Below are 21,096 nucleotides of genomic sequence, written 5' to 3'. Positions count from 1 at the left end.
GCGGCGTTCGATGCGAAAGAGGTGCCTAGGAGAATCAGGCAGCCGGCGTCTGGGCCGGGACGTTCTTCTTGGCGATCTCGACGAGCGCGGCGAAGGCCGGGGCGTCGTTGACGGCCAGCTCGGCGAGCATGCGACGGTCGACCTCGATGCCAGCGGCCTTGAGGCCCTGGATGAAGCGGTTGTACGTCATACCGTTAAGGCGAGCCGCAGCGTTGATGCGCTGGATCCACAGGCGACGGAAGTCACCCTTCTTGGCGCGACGGTCACGGTAGGCGTAACCGAGGCTGTGCGTCACCTGCTCCTTCGCCTTGCGGTAAAGGCGCGAGCGCTGGCCGCGGTAGCCGCTGGCCTGCTCGAGAACGGTACGACGCTTCTTCTGGGCGTTTACTGCCCGCTTCACGCGTGCCACGTGAGTACTCCTTGTTCATGGGCGGCGGCGCCGGGCGCCTGCCGCAAAAGCTGGTTGAGGGAAAAGTTCGGCTTACTTACCGAGAAGCTTCTTGATCTTCTTCTCGTCGGACGGCGCAACGACGACGTCGTTCACGAGGCGACGCGACTGACGCTTGGCGCGCTCTTCGAACTTGTGGACGTGGCGGGCGCGCTGGCGCATGACCTTGCCCTTACCGGTGACACGGAAACGCTTCTTGGCACCGCTGTGCGTCTTCATCTTCGGCATAGCCGACTCCTTCGCTCACTCGGCGCGCTCGTGCACGCCGGCTGTCTGACGGCCCGCCACCGGTCTCCCGGCGCGGGGGTCTTCACCCGAGGGTGAAGGACGATTTCAGTTGGCTGCCTCGTCGGCAGCCGGCTCCGCAGCGGGAGCCTCGGTCTCGGCGGCCTGCGTCGCGGGAGCAGCCTTGCTCGCCTTCGCAGCCTCGCGACGACGACGGTCCTCGGCGCGAGCCTCGGCCTTCTTCTTCGTCGGGCCGAGAACCATGACCATGTTGCGGCCGTCCTGCTTCGGTGCGCTCTCGATGAACGCCAGCTCGGCGACGTCCTCGGCGAGCTTCTGAAGCAGTCGGAAACCGAGCTCCGGGCGCGACTGCTCGCGGCCGCGGAACATGATGGTGACCTTGACCTTGTCACCGGCCGACAGGAACCGAACGACGTGACCCTTCTTGGTGTCGTAGTCGTGCTGGTCGATCTTCGGTCGGAGCTTGATCTCCTTGATGACCGTGTTGACCTGGTTCTTGCGAGACTCGCGGGCCTTCATGGCGGCTTCGTACTTGAACTTGCCGAAGTCCATGAGCTTGGCGACCGGGGGCTTGGCCTGCGGCGCGACCTCCACGAGATCGAGATCCGCTTCCGCAGCGAGGCGCAGCGCGTCCTCGACTCGGACGATGCCCACCTGCTCACCGTTGGGGCCAACCAACCGGACCTCGGGTACACGGATCCGATCGTTGATGCGTGGCTCAGCGCTGATGGCCGACTCCTTCACTGTTGTGACGATTCGTTCCACCGCCGAGGCGGAGAAACGCGAAAAGGCTTCTTGCCTACGCAAGAAGCCTTCGTCTCAACGTTTCGCACGCTCTCAGGTATTCCCCGAGAACAGGCTCACCGGGGTGAGCCTTGTACGAACCATGACCACGACCCTGCCTCCCTGAGGAGAACCGAGGGTGGAGACCGAAGTCCCTCTTGCGCACCGTTCGTGGTGTGATTTCGCGGATCGCTCCAGGAAAGCACCACACGTACGGCTGGTAGCAACCAGGCTACCAGCCCGGGGAACGCCCTCCAAACCCGGCGAAGCGGTCACTCCCCCACCCACGCGGACGCCCGTCGCGCACTGCGGGAGCGCTGCGCCCGCCGTCCACTGACGATGAGCACCCCGGCCGCGCAGATGAGGGCTCCGAGCCCGCCCACAGCGGCGAAACCGCCGGCAAAGCCGTGACGGTCGATGGCCCATCCGGCGATCGGTCCGCCCAGCGCGCCGCCGGTCGTGAGGAAGGAACCGTGCCAGCCCATCGCCTCACCGCGCACCCGCTCCGGAACGACACGAGCAACGGCGTCGACGGAGGCCGTCATCGTGGGCGCGCAGAACATGCCGGCCAGAAAGGCACCGAGTGCCAGGGTGAGCATGCTCGAGGCGAGTCCGATCGGCACGGTGGCCGCTGCCAGGGCGAACAGCAGGAAAAACAACGGTGGGGCCTTCGGCAACGCTCCGTACGTGAGTCCGCCGATCACCGAGCCGAGTCCCGACGCGGCCAGAACGAGACCGAGGTGCTCCGGCTGGGAGAAGTGCTTCGCCGCCGCGACGAAGGAGACGTCGCTCCCGCTGAGCACGAGAACGGCCGCGAACGCCACGAAGCACACGACGAGGAATCGCGGCGTGAGCCAGGCCCGCCGTGGGAGGACGGCGTCGGTGGCGTCCTCCTCGGCGATGGCGGAGCGGATCGGCGGATCCGCCAGCCACAGCAGGCATGACGCCGCCGCGCTCACCATCTCGAGACCGAAGATGACCCACCGGGTGTCGAAGGCCGTGGCGAGTGCGATGGCGAGGATCGGTCCCACCATGAACGCGGACTCGACGACGATGCCGTCGACCGCGAGCGCCGTGCGGCGGTCCTCGTCCGACGTGGCCGCGATGACGCCCTGACGGACGATGGTGAACACCGGCACCGCGAACAGGCCAGCGACGCCTGCGAGCATGAGCAGCGGCACGTACCCGACGAAGGGAGCGATCGTCCAGCACAGCGCCGTGAGAACGATGGACGGGCCCACGACCCGCCGCAGACCGAGCCGGTCGAGGAGCTTGCCACGCCACGGCCCCGAGACGGCGACGGCGAGCGTCGAGACCGCCGCCACGAGACCGGCCGCGGACCACGTGCGGTGGAGGGTCTCGACGACGTGGAGCGTGAGGATGACCGCCACACCGAACATGGGGACGCGGACGGCGAACCCGAGCAGGAGGAGAAGTCGCGTGTGGGGGTTGGCCAGGACGCGGCCGTACCGAGTGGCAGCCATGACCGGGCAAGCCTGACACGGGCGTCGACCTCGGCGCCAACGGATTCCGGCGCGAGCCCGCCGCGTCGTGTGGCAGGCCCGTCCGTCAGCCGTGCATCGTCTGCTGCAGCGTCCGGTAGCGCTCGTAGACGGCTGCGCCGGCCTCGATGTCCTCGGGGGAAGCGACGAGTTCCTTCTCGTACGCGACGCGCCACTGCGGCGGTTCGTCGCCACCGAGCAACGCCCACGCCGCCTGGCGTGCCGCGCCGATGCCGACGTACTCCCCCGCGGCCGGGATGGAGACCGGCACACCGAACAGGATGGGCGCCACAGCCTGGACGGCCGGCGACGCCGAGGCACCACCGATGAGGACGATGCGCTTGGCCTCGATGCCGTGAGCCTTGAGCCCCTCGACCCCCGCGACGAGGTTGGCGAGCATGCCCTCGACGCAGGCGCGCGCCAGGTTGGCCGGGGTGGCGTTGGCTCGCGTGATGCCGCCCAGGGTTCCCGTGGCTTCGGGCAGATCCGGGGTGCGCTCGCCGTCGAGGTAGGGCAGAAGGGTGAGCCCCTGCGCGCCGATCGGAGCACCGAGCGCGAGACGTGACAGTTCGTCGAGGTCGACGCCGAGCATGCTCGCCCCGGCCGTGAGGACACGGGCAGCGTTGAGCGTGCACATGAGTGGCAGGTGGCCGCCGTCGGCGGACGCGAATCCGGCAATCTGGCCACTCGTGTCCCCAGTGACTGCCTCGTGGCACGCGAAAACCGTGCCACTCGTGCCGAGGCTGACGACGACGTCGCCGGGCTGCAGCCCCAGGCCGAGCGCGGCGCCCATGTTGTCACCGGTACCGGCGGCCACGACCATGCCGGCCTCGGTCACGCCGGCACGCCCGTTCGGGCCGAGCACCCGTGGCACCTCGAACGTGCGCCCGAGGGCGAGATTCTGAAGCTCCTCGACGTACTCCCCCGTCACGGGAGACCAGTAGCCGGTACCGCTCGCGTCGCCGCGGTCGCTCGTCCACCCCTCGAATCCACCACCGGTCTTGAGGATCTGACCCGTCAGCCAGTCGTGCGGCAGCACGACGGTGCGTACCCGCGCGGCGTTCTCCGGCTCGTGGCGTGCCAGCCACCGCACCTTGCTCACGGTGAAGGCCGCGACTGGTACGACGTCGACGGCGTCGACCCACGCCTGCTGCCCACCCAACTCGCCGACGAGTTCGTGAGCGTCATCGGCGGAGCGCACGTCGTTCCAGAGCAGAGCGTCACGCACGACCTCGTCGAACTCGTCCAGCGTGACCATGCCGTGCTGCTGCCCGCCGACGGAGATGGCCTCCACACCGTCGAGCAGACCGTCCGCGGTGGCCTCCTCGAAGGCCTCCCACCAACGCTTCGGGTGCACGCTCGTGCCGTCCGGGTGTGAGGCACGTGCGGTGCGCACGACCTCGCCTGTCTCTGCGTCGCACACGACCACCTTGGTGGACTGCGTGGACGAGTCGACTCCTGCGACGAGACGGGAAGTCATGGTCACCTTTCGCTCCGATCGTCCACAGCCGGGCGGCCGGACGCACTCTGGTCGGCGGCGGGGACGCCACCGGGATAAATCATGGCCTTGACCGACGAGGGGTCGTTCTTCGCCGCGAGCAGGGCCGACTCGGCGTCGGCCAGATCGAAGCGGCCCGTGACGAGCCCGTCGAGGACGACCGACTTGTCGGCGAGCATGCCGAGGGCCTGCGGCCAGGTGTTGGCGTAGCGGAACACGCCGGTGACGCTCACCTCGCGCTCCTGCAGCGCCGACATCGGCACGGCCACGTCGTCACCACCCATGCCGATGAGCACGCCGCGCCCTCGGCGGGCCAGCGCGCGCAGGGCAGTGACCGTGACGCTCTCGACGCCGGAGCACTCGAGAAGAACGTCGTACTCGCGCTCGTCGAAGCGGGCTTCGCGTGAATCGACCGTCGATGCGCCGAGCTCGGCCGCGAGCGTCAGCCGCTCGGGGTTGATGTCGGCGACCGTGATGTCGGTGGCGCCGAAGGCTCGCGCCGCGAGCAGGCTCATGAGCCCGATCGGACCGGCCCCGGTGACGAGCACACGCTTGCCCGGCCCGACCTCGGCCTTGCGGCACGCCCAGATGCCGACGGACAGCGGCTCCACCATGGCGGCGTCCTCGAGGGAAACCCCCTCGGGCACGGGGTGGGCGAAGGCGGCGTCGTGGACGATGTACTCGGCGAGCGAACCGTCGTACGGGGGCGTCGCGTGGAAGACCATGTCGGGGCACAGGTTGTAGGCGCCCGCGAGGCACTGAGCGCACCGGCGGCACGGCACGCCCGGTTCGATGCTGACGCGCTCGCCGACGCGGGCTTCGTCGACACCCTCGCCGACGGCCTCCACGACACCGGCACCCTCGTGCCCGAGCACCATCGGGTAGTCGACCTCGAAGCTGCCGATGCGGCCGTGGGTGAGGTAGTGGGTGTCGCTGCCGCACACGCCGACACACGCCATCCGCACGAGAACCTGGCCGGGGCCGGGGCTGGGAACCGGACGCTCCACCGTCGTGATGGTGGCCGGGGCACTGAGCTCGCTCACACGCATGCGCTCACCGTAGTCCTTGCCGTGCCTCGTCGGTGCTGCCGAGTTGACGGGTCTCACCTTGCGGGTTGTGTGCCGAACGATGCCCGCACACAGACGGCGAACGCCGGGGAACGTGAGCGGTTCCCGGCGTTCGCCGTCGTGCTGTTCCCGCCGGTGTCAGCGAGCGTCCTTGTCCGCTCGTGCCTCGAGCGTGGCGCGGGCGCCGTTCTCGTGGAGCGAGTCGAGCGCCGCGACATAGGCCGCCGTGAAACGCTCGTCGCCCACCAGGTCACCGAAGAAGTCGGCGTTGCGTAGGAACGCGAGCTTGTCCTCGCCCTGCGCTGCCGCTGCGGCCATGACCTCGTCCTTGGCCCGGTCGACGACATCGATCGGTTGGCCCTGTTCGTCGACGCCCTCGGCGTACCGCGCCCATGAGGCGATGACGAGCGCGCTGCGCTCCACCTCGCCGTCGTGGGCGAGATTGTGCTGGACGACCGGCACAAGCCACTTCGGAATGCGGTCGCTGCTCTCCATGCACAGGCGGGCGAGCGTGTCGCGCACCTCGGGATTGGCGAAGCGCTCGATGAGCTGGTACCGGTAAGCGTCGAGGTCGACGCCCGGTACCTCGGGCAGCGTCGGCGAACCTTCCTTCTCCATGTAACCGAGGAGGAAAGTGGCAAACAGCTCGTCGTTGCACACCTCGTGCGCGTACCGGTAGCCGGAGAGGTAGCCGACGTAGCACAGCGCCTGGTGGCTGCAGTTGAGCAGACGCAGCTTCATGAGCTCGTACGGCTCGACGTCGTCGACGACCTGAACGCCGGCGTCCTCGAACGACGGGCGGCCGTCGGTGAACGAGTCCTGCAGCACCCACTGGGCGAACGGCTCGCACACGACCGGCCAGCCGTCGTCGAGGCCGAACGTCTCGGAGAGTTCGGCGATGTCCTCCGGCGCGGTGACCGGCGTGATGCGGTCGACCATCGAGTTGGGGAACTCGACGTTCTCACGCATGTACGCCGCGATCTCGGGGTCCTTCAGCTCCGCGAACGCCGTGATCATCTTGCGTGCGACGTGCCCGTTGCCGGGCAGGTTGTCGCAGCTCATGACGGTGAACGGCGTGACTCCCGCGTCCCGGCGACGGCGGATGGCCTCCACGATGAGACCGAACGCGGTGCTCGGCACTGCACCGTCGGCCAGATCGTGCTGGATGCCTTCGTCGCGGCTGTCGAACTCCCCCGTCACCTGGTTGACGTGGTAGCCGCCCTCGGTAATCGTCAGCGCGACGATCTTGACCTGAGGGTCGGCCATGAGCGCGATGACCGCCTCCGGGTCGTCGGGCGCGAACAGCATGTTGCGAATGGAACCGATGATGCGCGGTTCGCGGGTGCCGTCCGGGTGCTTGAGGACGAGCGTGTAGAGCCCGTCCTGAGCGTTGAGCGTCTCGACGATGCGCCCGTCGTGCGGCATGACGCCCACGCCGGTGATCGCCCAGTCGAGAGCGTCGCCCTCGTTCATCAGACGATCGAGGTACATGGCCTCGTGCGCCCGGTGGAACCCACCCACCCCGAAGTGCACGATGCCCGTGGTGAGCTTCGAGCGGTCGTAGGTCGGTCGGGCCACGCGCCCGTCGAGATCGGCGTGATCGTCGAGAACGGATTGAGCGAGGGCGACACCCATCAGCGAACAGCTCCCATCGACAGACCCTGCACCAGCTTGTCCTGAGCCGCGAAGCCTGCGGCGAGGACGGGCAGCGACACGACGATCGACGCGGCGCAGACCTTGGCGAGGAACAGACCCTGGCTCGTCACGAAGCCCGTGAGGAACACGGGCGCAGTCTCTGCCACGGTACCGGTGAGCACTCGGGCGAACAGCATCTCGTTCCAGCTGAAGATGAAGCAGATGAGTGCGGCCGAGGCGATACCGGGCATGACGACCGGGGCGATGACCTCACGCAGCGTGCGGATGAGGCCCGCGCCGTCGACCTGAGCTGCCTCGAGCATTTCCGTGGGCACCTCCGCGAGGAAGCTGCGGAGCATCCACACGGCGATCGGAAGGTTCATCGAGGTGTACAGCAGGACGAGGAGCCAGATGTTGTCGAGGAGGTTGACCTTCTCGGCGAACAGGTAGATCGGCAACAGCGCGGCGACGACGGGCATGAACTTCGTCGAGAGGAAGAAGAACAGGACGTCGGACCACTTCTTCACCGGGCGGATCGACAGCGCGTACGCGGCCGGGAGTGCCAGGAGGAGCACGATGATCGTGGAGACGACGCTCGCCGTGAGCGAGTTCGCCAGCGACGGCCACGGGTTGGAACCGAAGAAGTTCGAGTAGCCCTCGGTGGAGAAGGGGGCTGTGAACTTCGGCGGGTTGGTGGCCGCGTCGGTCTCGGAGTGGAACGAGATCCACACCATCCACACGACGGGCAGGACGAACAGGACACCGATGATCCAGGCGAGAACGCCGAGGAGGGCACCGGACTTCTTCTTGGGGTTCGGCGTGTAGGCCGGGCCGGCCTTCGACGCCGGAGCCGAGGTCGCGGGAGTGCTCATCGGTTCTCCTCCTTGAACAGGCTCAGCACGGTGCGCAGTGCCGCCGTGGCGATAATGATGGTGCCGAGGACCACGATGACGCCGGCCGCGGAGGCCTTGCCGTAATCGTGTGCCTGGTAGAACGTCTGGTAGATGAGGTACGGCAGGTTCGCCGTGCCGAGACCGCCCGACGTGATCGTGAAGACCGCGTCGAAGTTCTGGATGATGTAGATCGCGCCGAGCAGCGTGCTCAGCTCGAGGTACGGGCGCAGGTGCGGCAGGGTCATGTGACGGAAGATCTGTCGGTTCGACGCACCGTCGATACGAGCCGCCTCGATGACGTCCATCGGACGGCTCTGCAGGCCGGCCAGCAGGATGAGCATCATGAACGGCGTCCACTGCCAGATGAGGGACACGGCCACGGCGAGCAGCGGGTTGTTCGTGATCCACTCGGGCTGCCAGGCGTCGTCACCGAACACCATCTTGAGGAAGCCGTTGAGCAAGCCGTACTCGGGGTTGTACAGGGCGTGCTTCCACAGCAGTGCTGCGGCGACCGGCACGATGAGGAACGGTGTGATCATGAGGGTGCGGACGACACCGCGGCCCTTGAACTTGCGGTCGAGCAGAAGCGCGATCGCGAGGCCCAACAGGAGGCTGACGCCCACGACGATGACCGTGAGAAGGATCGTCACCCAGATCGCCTTGCGGGTGTTCACGTTGGTGAACACCGAGACGAAGTTGTCGAAGCCGGCAAAGCCGACGTCGTCCGGGTAGTACGCGTTCCAGTTCGTGAACGACAGCACGAGCGTCGCGACGAACGGCAGCTGCGTTGCGATGATCATGAAGATCAGGGCGGGAAGCAGCGGCGCACGTCGCGCCCAGTTGCCCGCCTTCGCCAGGGCGGTCTTGCCGCCCGGCGCCGGCTCGAGGCCGTGGTTGTCAGGGTCGTGGTGCTCGAGCTCGGCTCCGCCTCGACCGGAACTTGAGGCTGCGTCAGTGCTCACGCCGCTCACTTCCCTTCACGCTTGCGATAGGCCTCGGCGACATCCTCGGCGAGCCGCTGACCGGCCTCCAGTGCGTCGTCGACGCTCTGCTTTCCGGCGATGGCGGCGCTGACTTCCTGGCTGACCTGGGTACCCAGGGCCGGGAACTCGGGGATGTCGACGAACTGGATGCCGGGCGCGGGCCGCGGCTGGAGGCCGGGGTTCGTCGGGTCGACGGACTCGATGGCCTTCTTGGTCGGCTGGGCGAACGTGCGAGCCGACTCGACGTACTCGGGGATCTCGTACGTGGAGGAGCGCTTACCGGCGGGCACGGACGACCAGCCGATCTGCTTGCCGACGAGCTGCTCGTACTTCTTGCCCGAGGCCCAGGAGACGAACTTCCAGGCGGCGTCCTTCTTGGTGGACGCCTCCTCCACGGCCCAGGACCACGTGTAGAGCCAGCCGGCGTTGTCGGTCTTGACCACCGGGGCCGGGGCGTAGCCCAGCTTGCCGGCGACGGGCGAGCCCTTGGCCTCGAGCGAGCCGGCGGCCGACGTCGCGTCGTACCACATGGCGACCTTGCCCTGCTGGAGGTTGTTGAGGCACTCGGTGAAGCCGGCCTGTGAGGCACCGGACTCACCGTGGTTACGCACGAGGTCGACATAGAACTTCGTGGCTTCCTTGAACGCCGGGCTGTCGACCTGGGCCTGCCAGTCCTTCGTGAACCAGGTGCCACCGAAGGTGTTGACGACGGTCGTCAGCGGAGCGAAGAGCTGACCCCAACCGGGCTGGCCGCGCAGGCAGATACCGCGCATTCCCGGCTTGGCCTTGTCGACCTTGGCCGCGATGTCGGCCACCTGCTGCCAGGTCGGCTTCTCGGGCATCTTGACGCCCTTTTCCGCGAGGATGTCCTTGCGGTACATGAGGAAGCTCGACTCACCGTAGAAGGGCTCGCCGTAGATCTTGTCGTCCACCGTGAGCGCCTTCGTCATCGGCTCAAGGATGTCGTCCTGGTCGAACTCGGTGTCCTTCTCCACGTAGGGCGTCAGGTCGGCCACCCAACCCGCCTTGGCGTAGATCGGAATCTCGAAGTTGCTCAACGTGGCGACGTCGTACTGACCGGCCTGAGAGCTGAACTCCTGGCTCGTCTTGTCGCGCAGGTCGTCCTCCGGCAGGATCGTGAAGTTGACGGAGATTCCCGTCTCCTTCTCGAACTGCGGCGCGAGCTTCTTCAGGTCCACCATCTGCTGGTTGTTGACCATGAGCACGTTGATGCTGTCCTTGCCGCCGGATGCGACACCTCCGCCCCACCCGGCACAGGCAGTCGTGGAACCGCCCACGAGTGCTGTGGCTGCCAGGATGGCGACGCCTGTCCTTCGTCGTACCACGACGACCTCCTTCTCATGTCGCACCCAATTTCTGCTCAGTTGAGCAATAGGGAGCACACATGAGTAAAGTGTGATGTGACGCACAATGTCAACCCTCGTCTCAGGAGGCCTCATGGTCGACGTGAACCTGCCGCTGACTCAGCTGCACATGGTCCAGGCGGCGCGCCGCTATTACCTCGACGACGCCTCCAAGGTGCAGATCGCCGAGGAACTCGGCATCAGCCGGTTCAAGGTGGCTCGCCTGCTCGAGGCCGCTCGCGACAGTGGAGTCGTGCGCATCGAGATCGTGGACCCCGGCGCCGTCAAGGACCAGTTGTCCCAGGATCTTCGCGAGCGTTACGGGCTGCGTCATGCGCTCGTCGTCGACGTGGAGGCCCTCGCCGGTGGGGAAAAACTGGCTGAACTCGGCCGAGCTGCCGCATCCCTCATGCAACGCATCGCACAGCCCACGGACGTCATCGGCCTGCCGTGGAGCCGCATGGTGGCGCAGACCGTTCCGTTCTTCGAAGGGCTTCCTCCGGTGCCGATCGTCCAGTTGTCGGGAGCCCTCGACCTCCCGGCACACGAGGCCTCCCCCGTTGACGTCGTGCGTGACGCCGCCCGCCTCACCGGCGGCGAGCCACGCGTGTTCTACGCGCCGCTCGTCGCGACGGACGCCGAGGCCGCGCGCGTCATCCGGGCACAGACAGCCGTGGCGGGCACCCTCGACGAGGCACGTCACTGCTCGCTCGCCCTCGTGGGCATCGGGGGGTGGAGCGAAGGCGAGAGCACGCTGTACGACCTCGCCACCGAGGACGAGCGAGACGAACTCGAGCGGCTCGAGGTCGTCGGGGAGATCGCCGGATCGCTGTTCAACACCGACGGCGAACCGGTCGAATCGGGGCTCAGCGCACGCCTGGTCAGCATGAGCCCCCGCGATCTGCGGCTCATCACCGAGGTCGTCGCCGTCTCCCACGGAGCGGCTCGAGCGGAGGCGCTGCGCGCCGGGATCAAGGGCGGCTACGTCACGTCGGCCGTCGTCGACACCGAGCTCGCCCGCGCATTGCTCGGCGCACCCGCGGACGCCTCGGCAAGTTCTACCGGCCGGTAGAGGCGTCGACTCCCGCTAACCGGCCCCGGGGGTTTAGGCTCGCACTCGTGGCTAAGCACTTTGATGTCGTCGTCCTCGGCGCCGGTCCCGGTGGGTACGTCGCGGCAATCCGCGCCTCCCAGCTCGGGCTGAGCGTCGCCGTTATCGAGAAGAAGTACTGGGGAGGTGTCTGCCTCAACGTCGGGTGTATCCCGTCGAAGGCCCTTCTGAAGAACGCGGAACTCGCGCACGTGCTCACGCACGAGAAGGACAAGTTCGGCATCACCGGTGATGCCTCGATGGAGTACGGCCCGACGCACAAGCGTTCCCGCCAGGTCTCCGCGGGCATCGTCAAGGGTGTCCACTACCTCATGAAGAAGAACAAGATCACCGAGATCGACGGCTGGGGCACGCTCAAGTCCGACAAGACGGTCTCGGTGGAACTCAACGACGGCGGCAGCGAGGACGTCACCTACGACAACCTCATCATCGCCACGGGCGCCACCGTGCGCACGATGCCGGGCGTCGACCTCAGCGAGAACATCGTCAGCTACGAGGAGCAGATCCTCACCGACGAGCTGCCGAAGTCGATCATCATCGGCGGTTCGGGCGCCATCGGCGTCGAGTTCGCCTACGTCATGAAGAACTTCGGCGTCGACGTCACGATCGTCGAGTTCGCCGACCGCATGGTGCCCACCGAGGACGCCGACGTGTCCAAGGAGCTGCTCAAGCACTACAAGAAGCTCGGCGTCAAGGTCATGACCGGCACGAAGGTCGAGAAGGCCGAGGACACCGGCTCCGGCGTCAAGGTCACCGTCTCCCCTGCAAAGGGCGGCGACAGTCAGGTACTCGAAGCCGACAAGATGCTCTCCGCGTTCGGCTTCAAGCCGCGCACCGAGGGCTACGGCCTCGAAGACCTCGGCGTCGAGCTCACCGACCGTGGTGCCATCGCGATCGACGGTCGCGGCCGCACGAACGTCGAGGGCGTCTACGCCATCGGTGACGTCACGGCCAAGCTCATGCTCGCCCACACGGCCGAGGCCATGGGCATCGTCGCCGCGGAGACGATCGCCGGCGCCGAGACCATGGAGATCAATTTCGACATGATCCCGCGCGCCACATACTGCCAGCCGCAGGTGGCCTCGTTCGGTTACTCCGAGGCTCAGGCCAAGGAGAAGGGCTACGACGTCAAGACGGCAACGTTCCCCTTCACGGCCAACGGCAAGGCCATGGGTCTCGGCGAGGCCGTCGGCTTCGTCAAGGTGATCGCGGACGCCAAGCACAACGAACTGATCGGCGCCGCGATGATCGGCCCGGACGTCACCGAGCTGCTGCCCGTGCTCAACCTGGCGCAGCAGTGGGACCTGACGGCCGACGAGGTGTCGCGCAACATCTTCGCGCACCCGACGCTCGGCGAGGCTGTCAAGGAAGCCGTTCACGGCATCGCGGGGCACATGATCAACCTCTGATCGCGCACCGCGCAGCGCTCCCCCGGGGCGGCACTCCATCACGGAGTGCCGCCCCGTTCTGCGTCGGCCCTCGGCCGCAGAAGGGCACGGATGGACGCACGGTCAACCGATCTTCACGCCACGGCGGGCGGCGCCACGCCCGCACGGGCGTCAGTAGGTGAATTCCAGGTGAACATCGCACGGTCGAACCTGTCGAATTGCCCGTCATCACGCGAAATTCTCGCGATGGGGGATGGACAAACGCCGTCACGGCCTCACACTGGGAGACGTGGACCTTTCCCTCATCCTCCTCGGGCTCGTCGTCGTCACGGCCCTTGCCTTCGATTTCACCAACGGCTTCCACGACACCGGTAACGCGATGGCCACGTCCATCGCCACGGGTGCGCTGAAGCCGAAGGTGGCCGTCGCCCTTTCGGGCATCCTCAACCTCGTCGGAGCGTTCCTCTCTGTCGAGGTCGCGCTCACCGTCACGAACGCCGTCATCAAGATCCAGAGCAAGGACGGCTCACCCAAGCCGGAGTTCCTCGCCGATCACGGCCAGGCTTTGTTGCTCATCGTCCTCGCGGGCCTCGTCGGCGGCATCGTCTGGAACCTCCTCACGTGGCTCCTCGGCATCCCGAGCAGCTCGAGCCACGCCCTGTTCGGTGGCCTCATCGGTGCCGCGATCGCCGCCATCGGCTTCGGCGGCGTCAAGTGGGTCGGTGACGGCACGAAGCTCGACGGCGTCGTCGGCAAGGTCATCGCCCCGGCACTCCTGTCGCCCGTCATCGCCGTCATCGTCGCGGCCATCGGCACGAAGTTGATCTACGCCATCACGAAGAAGATCCAGCACAAAGAGGCCGAGCGCGGCTTCCGCTGGGGCCAGATCTTCAGCGCCTCGCTCGTCTCCCTGGCACACGGCACGAACGACGCCCAGAAGACGATGGGTGTCATCACCCTCGCCCTCATCGGCTACGGCTCCTGGACCGACACCGAGTCGGTGCCGTTCTGGGTCAAGCTGTCCTGTGCCCTGGCCATCGCGCTGGGCACCTACCTCGGTGGCTGGCGCATCATCCGCACCCTCGGCAAGGGCCTCGTCGAGATCGAGTCCCCCCAGGGCATGGCTGCCGAGTCCTCGAGTTCGGCCGTCATCCTCGTCTCGAGCCACATGGGCTTCGCGCTCTCCACGACGCACGTCGCCACCGGTTCCATCCTCGGTACCGGCATCGGCAAGCGTGGTGCCGAGGTGCGTTGGAACGTCGCCGTTCGCATGGTCGCGGCCTGGCTCATCACGCTCCCGTCGGCCGCACTCGTGGGTGCGCTCATGTGGTACGTCGGCGACCTCATCGGCGGCGTGGCCGGTGGCATCGTCATCTTCGCCATCCTGTGCGCCGCCTCGCTCTACATGTGGATGCGCTCGCGCAAGGCCCCGGTCGACCACAACAACGTCAACGACTCCTGGGAGCCCGAGGAGATCGCAGCGACGCACATCCCGCCGGTCGTCAACGAGACGAACTCGGACAAGTCCTCCACGTCCAAGGCAGGTACCCGATGAAGACGCTCTCCCTCGCGTTCAACAGTGCGTGGCACGTCCTGACCGTCGGCGTCGTGCTCGGCGCCGGCATCCCCGCGCTCTTCGCCTTCGGAATCCGCGGCCTTGCGGCTTCGTCGGGCCAGATGACCGACGACTCCACGCCTCGTGCGTGGGGAAAGCCGGTCGCTGCGGTGTGCTTCCTTCTCGTGTGTGCTGCCATCGCGCTCGGTCTGACGATCATCGTCAGCTCCGGCTTCGGCATGAAGGTCTCCTTCGAGCACATCTACCCGACGCTGGTCGAGAAGAAGTAAGAACGACGTGAACCCCGCACTCGAGCGCATCGTGGGGTGGCTGCGCCACAGCTACCCGGCCGGCGTTCCCGAGCGAGACTTCCAGCCGCTGCTGGCCCTCATGCGCCGCCGCCTCAGCGAGGACGAGGTCCACGAGCTCGGTGACCGTCTCGTGGCCGACGGACTCGTTCCGGCTGACCGCGTCGATGTCGGCGTCGGCATCACGAAGGTGACGCAGGATCTTCCGGCACCCGATGAGATCGACCGGGTCGTCCACCACTTGGAGGCCTACGGCTTTCCCGTCAACGACGACTGGCGCTGAGGGGCTCCGCCCTTCACGACAAGACAGTGGGGCTGCGCAACCGATCGGTTGCGCAGCCCCACTCTCGTGATGTGGCCCGGTTGTTTCAGACCTCGAGCTCCTCAGCGGTGAACGCGAACGCGAGCCCTTCGATCCTGGCTCGGGTTTCACCGTCGCCGGCCAGGCGCTCCCCCATGCGGGTTGCGAGAGCCTGCAGATCTTCCTGGGCCAGACCGGGCCTGAGCTGCAGACGCAGTCGAAGAACGCCCTCCCCGGCGTCCTCGAGCCGGCGGTCGAGAACCGCGTTTCCCTCGGGCACGAGCGCCGCATCGACGGCTTTGGCCACGAACGGGTCCTCGTGAGCGGGTAGCCACGCCTGCTGCTGCGCGAGCGCCCACAGCATGCTCGCGCGCACCACGACGCGGTGCGGCGAGGCCATGTCGAGCAGGAGTACCTCACACTGCTCCGCGATGGCTGCCTGAGCGGCGAACGCGGCGCGCACCGGTGAGGGCCGCGCTTCCGGGTCCCAGCGCGCGAGGTCGTCGAGGCTGGAGAAGACCGGGAGGCCCTTGGTGCCGTCCGGCGCGGTGAGCGTCACGACGGCCATGTCGGTGGCCTTCTCCACCGCGAGCGGGCCGGATTCGTCCACCTCGGTGGGCGCGGCGACGATCGGCACGAGCAGACGCGACTCGGCCAGTGCGGCCACCCAGGCGCTCTCGTTCCCGCTCTCCAGTGCTGCGACCAGGGCAGGGTCTGCGGCGCCGGTGTCGTCGTCGAAGCCGGTGCTCGTCACCTGGCGGCCGGTGAACGGAATGCCGGCGGTGTCGGCCGACTCCCCTGCAGGGTCGATGTTCGGGTTGTGTGCGCCGCTCATCACTCGGGGCGGCCGGCGGCGTCGAGCGCGTCGGCGAGCGTGATGGTGCCCTTGTAGAGCGCGGAACCGATGATGGCGCCTTCGACGCCGGAGGGCACGAGCTCGCGCAGGGCGCGCACGTCGTCGAGCGTCGTGACGCCGCCGGAGGCGACCACCGGACGGTCCGTGCGGGCGCAGACCTCGGACAGGAGCTGCGTGTTCGGGCCGGCGAGCATGCCGTCCTTCGCGACGTCGGTGACGACGTAGCGGGCACAGCCCTCGCTGTCGAGACGCGCCAGCGTCTCCCACAGGTCACCGCCCTCGCGGGTCCAACCGCGCGCCGCGAGCGTCGTACCGCGCACGTCGAGACCGACGGCGATGCGGTCGCCGTGTTCGGCGATGGCGGCAGCCGTCCACTCGGGGTTCTCAAGGGCAGCCGTGCCGAGGTTCACGCGGCGACAGCCCGTGGCGAGCGCTGCCTCGAGCGACTCCGCGTCGCGGATGCCGCCGCTCATCTCCACCTTGATGTCGAGCTCACCGACGATGCGCGCGAGGAGTTCACGGTTCGTCCCGCGTCCGAACGCAGCGTCGAGGTCGACGAGGTGGAGCCACTCGGCACCGGCCTCCTGCCAAGCCTTTGCAGCGGCGATCGGGTCACCGAACTGGCCGCCGGTGCCGGAGACGCCCTGGACGAGCTGGACGGCCTGGCCCTCCGAGACGTCGACGGCGGGCAGGAGTTCGAGGCGGGGGCTGGTCGACATGACGAACCTTTCGGTCGATTACAGGCTGCGGAGCCAGTTGGTCAGCAGGTGAGCGCCGGCGTCGCCGGACTTCTCGGGGTGGAACTGAGTCGCGGCGAGAACCCCGTCCTCGATGGCGGCCACGAAGCGTTCGCCGTGCGCGGCGTAGGTCGCCTCTCGGCCCTCGCCGAGCTGAGCCGAGGCAGCGAAGGAGTGGACGAAGTAGAAGCGCTCCCCCTCGATGCCCGCGAAGAGCGTCGTCGTGACCGGCGGCTCGACGCGCGACCATCCCATGTGCGGGACGACGGGGGCCGCGAGACGCTCGACCTGACCGGGCCATCGCCCGAGGCCGGGCTGCGGGGACGTAGAGGGTTCGCTCGAGCCGTCGAACATCACCTGCATGCCGACACAGACGCCGAGCACCGGCGCACCGGCCGCGAGACGATCGTCAATGAGTCGGCGCCCGCCGGCCGCCTCCAAACCCGCCATGCAGGCGTGGAAGTTGCCCACACCGGGCACGAACAGGCCGTCGGCTGCCGCGACGAGCTTCGGGTCGGCCGTCAGTTCGACGTTCGCTCCGATCCGTTCGAGCATGCGCACGGCAGAGCGGATGTTGCCGCTGCCGTAGTCGAGGACGACGACGCGCTTCATGACTTCTCCCCCGCGTTGACGCGGCCTTCGATCTCGGCGCGCTCCTCGCGCTCGTCCGTGACGTGCTTGTCGAAGCGGCGAACGGCCTTCGCGGTGGGCTCGACGAGGACGGCGTCGATCTTCGCCGTTCGCGCGAGGCCGAGCAGGTGCCCGGCGTTCACGCCAAGCGCAGCCATGATGCCGCGCAGAAGGTCGGCCGGTGCTGCGTCCGGCTGGGCCAGCACACGCTCAAGCGCTTCGGGGTGGGCGTCGTGACCGGCCGAGAGCAGGTCGCCGAGGGAGGCCTGCGGCAAGGCTGCCCGCACCGGGCCGATGCCCTGCTGCACGACAAACCACCGCGGCAGTGAACGCCACGCGCGCGGCTGGACGACGGTGATCGCCTGCTTCTCGGTGGGGACGAAGGCGAGCGACGGACGCAGCGCCATCGGCACCGGGCGCGCCGCGATCATCTGCGCAGGGTCGTCGTACGGCGCCTGTGCGTGTCCAGGTCCGGCCGGGACGACAGCGCACCACGGCCCGTCGATGTCGATGACGTAGGCAGGAACCGTGCCTCGCTCGACCCACGAGGTGACGCGCGAGACCTCACCGCGCACGACGACGACGGCGTCGACGGCTGCGGTGAAGCCGGTGTTCTGGGCGACCTTGGGCATCAGATCACAGAGCGCCCTTCGCGCTCGGGATGCCCTGAACGCGCGGATCCTTGGCGACGGCGGCACGCAGTGCACGGGCGATGGCCTTGAACTGGGCCTCGACGATGTGGTGAGGGTCGCGCCCGGAGATGACGTTGACGTGCAGCGCGATGCCCGCGTTGTAACCAAGCGACTCGATGACGTGCTGCGTGAGCGAACCGATGTAGTTGCCACCGATGACGGCGTAAATCTGCCCCTTGGGCTCACCGGTGTGCACGACGTAGGGGCGCCCCGCGACGTCGACGACGGCCTGGACGAGCGCCTCGTCCAGCGGCACCATGGCGTCGCCGAACCGGGAGATGCCCGCCTTGTCGCCGAGCGCTTCGCGCAGGGCCTGACCCAACACGATGGCGGTGTCCTCCACCGTGTGGTGTGCGTCGACGTCGAGGTCGCCCGTGGCGCGGATACGCAGATCGATGAGGCTGTGCTTGCTCAGCGAGTCGAGCATGTGGTCGTAGAAGCGCACGCCTGTGCGTACGTCGGACGTGCCGGTGCCGTCGAGGTCGAGCCAAAGGCGGATGCTCGCCTCCTTCGTCGTGCGCTCGATGAAGGCGGTGCGGTGGTCTGCAGGGACCTCGGGTACGTCGAACCCGTCGGCGGTCACGTTCTGGTCGTTCATGTCATCCCTTGTGGGTCGGAGCGAGGTCGGTGAGGGCGGCGAGCACGGCGTCGGTCTCGCGCGGCGTGCCGGCCGTGATGCGCAGGTGATGGGAGATGCCGACGTCACGCACGAGGATGCCGCGATCGAGCAGCGCCTGCCACGTCTGCTTCTCGTCGGCGAAGCCGCCCACGAGGACGAAGTTGGCGTCGCTCGGCGTGGGGGTGAAACCCAGCTCGGTGCACGTCGCCACGATGCGGTCGCGTTCGTGCTTGATCGCGTCCACCATGCCCAGCATCTCGTCGGCGTGGTCGAGCGCGGCGAGCGCGACGGCCTGCGTCACCGACGACAGGTGGTAGGGCAGGCGCACGAGACGCATCGCGTCGCAGAACTCCTGCGAGGCGGCGAGGTAGCCGACGCGGGCGCCGGCGAACGCGAAGGCCTTGCTCATCGTGCGGCTGACGACGAGGCGCGGGCGGCCGTCGAGGAGCTCGACAGCGCTGGCCGTTCCGGGGCGGGCGAACTCGACGTAGGCCTCGTCGACGATGACAACGGCGTGGTCGGTGGCATCGTAGATCGCCTCGACGACGTCGTTCGTCACGGCGGTGCCCGTCGGGTTGTTCGGCGTGCAGACGAACACGAGGCTCGGCTGGTGCTCACGTACCTGCTCGACGGCGAGGTCGGCGTCGAGGTCGTAGACACCCTCGTGGCGATCGCGCAGACCGTCGATCCACGTCGTTCCCGCGCCACGGCTGATGATGGGGTGCATCGAATAGCTCGGCGTGAAACCGAGCGCCGTGCGCCCCGGGCCCCCGAAGGCCTGCACGATGTGGCTGAGCACCTCGTTGGAGCCGTTGGCGGCCCAGATCTGCTCGATCGGAAGGCGAACACCGGTGACGCGTGCCAGGTACTCGGCGAGGGCGGCACGCAGCTCGGTGAACTCGCGGTCCGGGTAGCGGTTGAGCCCGCCGGCGGCCTTCTCGACGCGCTCGACGATGCTCGCGACAACGCTCTCGGGTACGTCGTAGGACGACTCGTTCGTGTTGAGCGCGACGGGCACGTCGAGCTGCGGAGCGCCGTACGGGCTCTGCCCCTGCAGTTCGGGGCGCAGCAGCGATTCGAGGGACTGCTCGCTCATGCGCGCCCTTCCTCGTCCTGCTCGGAGCGCGCCGTGACGGCCTCGCCGTGGGCCGGAAGGTCCTCGGCGTTCGCCAGGGTGACGACGACGTCGGCGACCTCGGCGAGGGCGTCACGCGAGTACTCGACGATGTGGACGCCCTTGAGGAACGACTGCACCGACAGACCGCTCGAGTGGCAGGCACAGCCGCCCGTGGGCAGCACGTGGTTGGAGCCGGCGGCGTAGTCGCCGAGGCTCACCGGCGAGTAGGTGCCGACGAAGATGGCACCGGCGTTGCGCACCCGCATCGCGTCCTCGCGGCTGTTCGCCGTGTGGATCTCGAGGTGCTCAGCGCCGTAGGCGTCGACGACGCGCAGACCGGCTGTCACGTCGTCGACGAGGACGATGGCCGACTGCGGACCGGCGAGGGCCGTGGTCACGCGCTCGGTGTGCTTCGTCGCGGCGACGCGGCGCTCGAGAGCAGCCTCGACATCACTCGCCAGACGCTCGGAGTCGGTGACGAGAACCGACGCAGCGAGGTTGTCGTGTTCGGCCTGGCTGATGAGGTCGGCGGCCACGTGGTCGGCGTCGGCCGTGTCGTCGGCGAGGACGGCGATCTCGGTGGGGCCGGCCTCGGCGTCGATGCCGATGAGCCCCTTGAGCAGACGCTTGGCAGCCGCGACGTAGATGTTGCCCGGACCGGTGACGAGGTTGACGGGCTCACACACGGTGGCGCCGTCCTTCTCGCGCGCGCCGTAGGCGAACATCGCGACGGCCTGCGCACCACCGACGGCGTAGACCTCGTCGACGCCGAGCAACGAGCACGCGGCGAGGATGGTGGGGTGCGGGTAGCCGACGAAGTCGCCCGTGTTGTGCTCCTGGGGCGGGCTCGCAACGGCGATGGAACCGACGTTCGCCACCTGCGCGGGCACGACGTTCATGACGACGGAACTCGGGTAGACCGCCAGTCCGCCGGGCACGTAGAGGCCCACCCGCTCGACCGGGATCCAGCGTTCTGTGACGGTGCCGCCCTCGGAGACGGTCGTCGTGACGTCGGTTCGGGCCTGGTCGGCGTGGACGATGCGCACGCGGCGAATCGCCTCGACGAGGGCGCCACGCACCGCCGGGTCGAGCTGTTCCTCGGCGGCCTTCAGGACCTCGGCGGGTACGCGAAGGTGCGTGGGACGCACACGGTCGAAGCGCTCCCCCAGCTCCCGCAGGGCGTCGGCGCCGTCATGGCGCACCTGCTCACAGATCGGTCGCACCACCTCGAGTGCGGCCTCGATGTCGAACTGGGCGCGCGGCAGCGCATCGCGCAGGCCACGAGCGTCCAGGGCGCTGAGCGCTGAACCACGAAGATCACGGCGAGAAATCACCCGTCCAGTCTAGGCGGGCGGCGAAAGTG

Annotated in this window: 22 protein-coding genes; 5 read left to right on the top strand and 17 right to left on the bottom strand. The window is 68.0% G+C overall.

Annotation, left to right across the window (positions count from 1 at the left end; genetic code table 11):
* Positions 1–34 precede the first annotated feature (34 nt).
* From rplT to IM689_RS05560, 10 genes are all read right to left on the bottom strand, one after another.
* Positions 35–409 carry a 50S ribosomal protein L20 gene (gene rplT, locus IM689_RS05605; protein WP_047312124.1) on the bottom strand — a complete coding sequence of 125 codons (375 nt, stop codon included), beginning with the start codon at positions 407–409 and terminating at the stop codon, positions 35–37.
* Between the two features lie 72 nt (positions 410–481).
* A complete protein-coding gene (rpmI, locus tag IM689_RS05600; protein ID WP_047312123.1) occupies positions 482–676 on the bottom strand; it encodes a 50S ribosomal protein L35 in 195 nt (64 codons plus the stop codon).
* A gap of 105 nt (positions 677–781) precedes the next feature.
* A complete protein-coding gene (infC, locus tag IM689_RS05595) occupies positions 782–1,438 on the bottom strand; it encodes a translation initiation factor IF-3 (protein ID WP_047312122.1) in 657 nt (218 codons plus the stop codon).
* A 311-nt stretch (positions 1,439–1,749) separates the two neighbouring features.
* Positions 1,750–2,961 (bottom strand): MFS transporter, encoded by a 1,212-nt coding sequence (locus IM689_RS05590; protein WP_193643208.1) that lies wholly within the window; start codon positions 2,959–2,961, stop codon positions 1,750–1,752.
* 85 nt (positions 2,962–3,046) lie between these two features.
* Complete coding sequence (locus IM689_RS05585) at positions 3,047–4,459, bottom strand: xylulokinase (protein WP_193643207.1); 1,413 nt, start codon at positions 4,457–4,459, stop codon at positions 3,047–3,049.
* 2 nt (positions 4,460–4,461) lie between these two features.
* Positions 4,462–5,526 carry an NAD(P)-dependent alcohol dehydrogenase gene (locus IM689_RS05580; protein WP_193643206.1) on the bottom strand — a complete coding sequence of 355 codons (1,065 nt, stop codon included), beginning with the start codon at positions 5,524–5,526 and terminating at the stop codon, positions 4,462–4,464.
* 156 nt (positions 5,527–5,682) lie between these two features.
* On the bottom strand, positions 5,683–7,179 hold the full coding sequence (locus IM689_RS05575; protein ID WP_193643205.1) for a mannitol dehydrogenase family protein: 1,497 nt from the start codon (positions 7,177–7,179) through the stop codon (positions 5,683–5,685).
* Positions 7,179–8,051, bottom strand: coding sequence for a carbohydrate ABC transporter permease (locus tag IM689_RS05570; RefSeq protein ID WP_193643204.1), 873 nt, complete (start codon positions 8,049–8,051; stop codon positions 7,179–7,181). The genes IM689_RS05575 and IM689_RS05570 overlap by 1 nt, the downstream gene beginning before the upstream one ends.
* Positions 8,048–8,929 (bottom strand): carbohydrate ABC transporter permease, encoded by an 882-nt coding sequence (locus IM689_RS05565; RefSeq protein ID WP_227484558.1) that lies wholly within the window; start codon positions 8,927–8,929, stop codon positions 8,048–8,050. The genes IM689_RS05570 and IM689_RS05565 overlap by 4 nt, the downstream gene beginning before the upstream one ends.
* Before the next feature lie 110 nt (positions 8,930–9,039).
* On the bottom strand, positions 9,040–10,401 hold the full coding sequence (locus IM689_RS05560) for an ABC transporter substrate-binding protein (RefSeq protein ID WP_319803814.1): 1,362 nt from the start codon (positions 10,399–10,401) through the stop codon (positions 9,040–9,042).
* Positions 10,402–10,513: 112 nt separating this feature from the next.
* Between IM689_RS05560 and IM689_RS05555 the strand changes: the two genes are divergently transcribed.
* From IM689_RS05555 to IM689_RS05535, 5 genes are all read left to right on the top strand, one after another.
* Positions 10,514–11,491 (top strand): sugar-binding transcriptional regulator, encoded by a 978-nt coding sequence (locus tag IM689_RS05555; protein ID WP_193643201.1) that lies wholly within the window; start codon positions 10,514–10,516, stop codon positions 11,489–11,491.
* A 47-nt stretch (positions 11,492–11,538) separates the two neighbouring features.
* Positions 11,539–12,939, top strand: a complete 1,401-nt coding sequence (gene lpdA, locus IM689_RS05550) for a dihydrolipoyl dehydrogenase (RefSeq protein ID WP_129665440.1) — start codon at positions 11,539–11,541, stop codon at positions 12,937–12,939.
* Positions 12,940–13,207: 268 nt separating this feature from the next.
* Entirely contained in the window at positions 13,208–14,473 is a 1,266-nt protein-coding gene (locus IM689_RS05545; RefSeq protein ID WP_193643200.1) for an inorganic phosphate transporter, read from the top strand.
* A complete protein-coding gene (locus IM689_RS05540; RefSeq protein WP_193643199.1) occupies positions 14,470–14,763 on the top strand; it encodes a hypothetical protein in 294 nt (97 codons plus the stop codon). The genes IM689_RS05545 and IM689_RS05540 overlap by 4 nt, the downstream gene beginning before the upstream one ends.
* Before the next feature lie 7 nt (positions 14,764–14,770).
* Complete coding sequence (locus IM689_RS05535) at positions 14,771–15,064, top strand: DUF3349 domain-containing protein (protein WP_193643198.1); 294 nt, start codon at positions 14,771–14,773, stop codon at positions 15,062–15,064.
* Positions 15,065–15,149: 85 nt separating this feature from the next.
* On the opposite strand, the gene IM689_RS05530 is transcribed toward IM689_RS05535, so the two are convergent.
* The 7 genes from IM689_RS05530 to hisD are packed head-to-tail and all read right to left on the bottom strand — an operon-like array spanning position 15,150 to position 21,067.
* Complete coding sequence (locus IM689_RS05530) at positions 15,150–15,917, bottom strand: SseB family protein (RefSeq protein ID WP_193643197.1); 768 nt, start codon at positions 15,915–15,917, stop codon at positions 15,150–15,152.
* Positions 15,917–16,657 (bottom strand): bifunctional 1-(5-phosphoribosyl)-5-((5-phosphoribosylamino)methylideneamino)imidazole-4-carboxamide isomerase/phosphoribosylanthranilate isomerase PriA, encoded by a 741-nt coding sequence (gene priA / locus IM689_RS05525; protein WP_118912595.1) that lies wholly within the window; start codon positions 16,655–16,657, stop codon positions 15,917–15,919. The genes IM689_RS05530 and priA overlap by 1 nt, the downstream gene beginning before the upstream one ends.
* A gap of 18 nt (positions 16,658–16,675) precedes the next feature.
* Complete coding sequence (gene hisH, locus IM689_RS05520) at positions 16,676–17,287, bottom strand: imidazole glycerol phosphate synthase subunit HisH (RefSeq protein ID WP_047312113.1); 612 nt, start codon at positions 17,285–17,287, stop codon at positions 16,676–16,678.
* Positions 17,284–17,937, bottom strand: a complete 654-nt coding sequence (locus IM689_RS05515; protein WP_193643196.1) for a hypothetical protein — start codon at positions 17,935–17,937, stop codon at positions 17,284–17,286. The genes hisH and IM689_RS05515 overlap by 4 nt, the downstream gene beginning before the upstream one ends.
* Positions 17,938–17,941: 4 nt before the next feature.
* The gene (hisB, locus tag IM689_RS05510; protein WP_193643195.1) at positions 17,942–18,595 is read right to left on the bottom strand and encodes an imidazoleglycerol-phosphate dehydratase HisB; all 654 of its coding nucleotides are present in this window, start codon (positions 18,593–18,595) and stop codon (positions 17,942–17,944) included.
* A gap of 1 nt (position 18,596) precedes the next feature.
* Positions 18,597–19,712 (bottom strand): histidinol-phosphate transaminase, encoded by a 1,116-nt coding sequence (locus IM689_RS05505; protein WP_193643194.1) that lies wholly within the window; start codon positions 19,710–19,712, stop codon positions 18,597–18,599.
* On the bottom strand, positions 19,709–21,067 hold the full coding sequence (gene hisD, locus IM689_RS05500) for a histidinol dehydrogenase (protein ID WP_193643193.1): 1,359 nt from the start codon (positions 21,065–21,067) through the stop codon (positions 19,709–19,711). Before hisD ends, IM689_RS05505 begins: the two co-directional genes overlap by 4 nt.
* Between the last annotated feature and the right edge of the window lie 29 nt (positions 21,068–21,096).

It is taken from the genome of Dermacoccus barathri (genome assembly GCF_015070805.1).
GTDB classification, from domain to species: Bacteria; Actinomycetota; Actinomycetes; order Actinomycetales; family Dermatophilaceae; genus Dermacoccus; species Dermacoccus abyssi.
Note: the sequence above shows the minus strand (reverse complement) of the source record. Positions and strands in the feature narration are given on the sequence as shown.

Bases quoted from the DNA above. Each gene is read 5' to 3' on its own strand.
- rpmI (WP_047312123.1), bottom strand. From the start codon at position 676: ATGCCGAAGATGAAGACGCACAGCGGTGCCAAGAAGCGTTTCCGTGTC.
- IM689_RS05590 (WP_193643208.1), bottom strand. From the start codon at position 2,961: ATGGCTGCCACTCGGTACGGCCGCGTCCTGGCCAACCCCCACACGCGA.
- IM689_RS05585 (WP_193643207.1), bottom strand. From the start codon at position 4,459: ATGACTTCCCGTCTCGTCGCAGGAGTCGACTCGTCCACGCAGTCCACC.
- IM689_RS05580 (WP_193643206.1), bottom strand. From the start codon at position 5,526: ATGCGTGTGAGCGAGCTCAGTGCCCCGGCCACCATCACGACGGTGGAG.
- IM689_RS05575 (WP_193643205.1), bottom strand. From the start codon at position 7,179: ATGGGTGTCGCCCTCGCTCAATCCGTTCTCGACGATCACGCCGATCTC.
- IM689_RS05570 (WP_193643204.1), bottom strand. From the start codon at position 8,051: ATGAGCACTCCCGCGACCTCGGCTCCGGCGTCGAAGGCCGGCCCGGCC.
- IM689_RS05555 (WP_193643201.1), top strand. From the start codon at position 10,514: ATGGTCGACGTGAACCTGCCGCTGACTCAGCTGCACATGGTCCAGGCG.
- IM689_RS05540 (WP_193643199.1), top strand. From the start codon at position 14,470: ATGAAGACGCTCTCCCTCGCGTTCAACAGTGCGTGGCACGTCCTGACC.
- IM689_RS05530 (WP_193643197.1), bottom strand. From the start codon at position 15,917: ATGAGCGGCGCACACAACCCGAACATCGACCCTGCAGGGGAGTCGGCC.
- priA (WP_118912595.1), bottom strand. From the start codon at position 16,657: ATGTCGACCAGCCCCCGCCTCGAACTCCTGCCCGCCGTCGACGTCTCG.
- hisH (WP_047312113.1), bottom strand. From the start codon at position 17,287: ATGAAGCGCGTCGTCGTCCTCGACTACGGCAGCGGCAACATCCGCTCT.
- IM689_RS05515 (WP_193643196.1), bottom strand. From the start codon at position 17,937: ATGCCCAAGGTCGCCCAGAACACCGGCTTCACCGCAGCCGTCGACGCC.
- hisB (WP_193643195.1), bottom strand. From the start codon at position 18,595: ATGAACGACCAGAACGTGACCGCCGACGGGTTCGACGTACCCGAGGTC.
- IM689_RS05505 (WP_193643194.1), bottom strand. From the start codon at position 19,712: ATGAGCGAGCAGTCCCTCGAATCGCTGCTGCGCCCCGAACTGCAGGGG.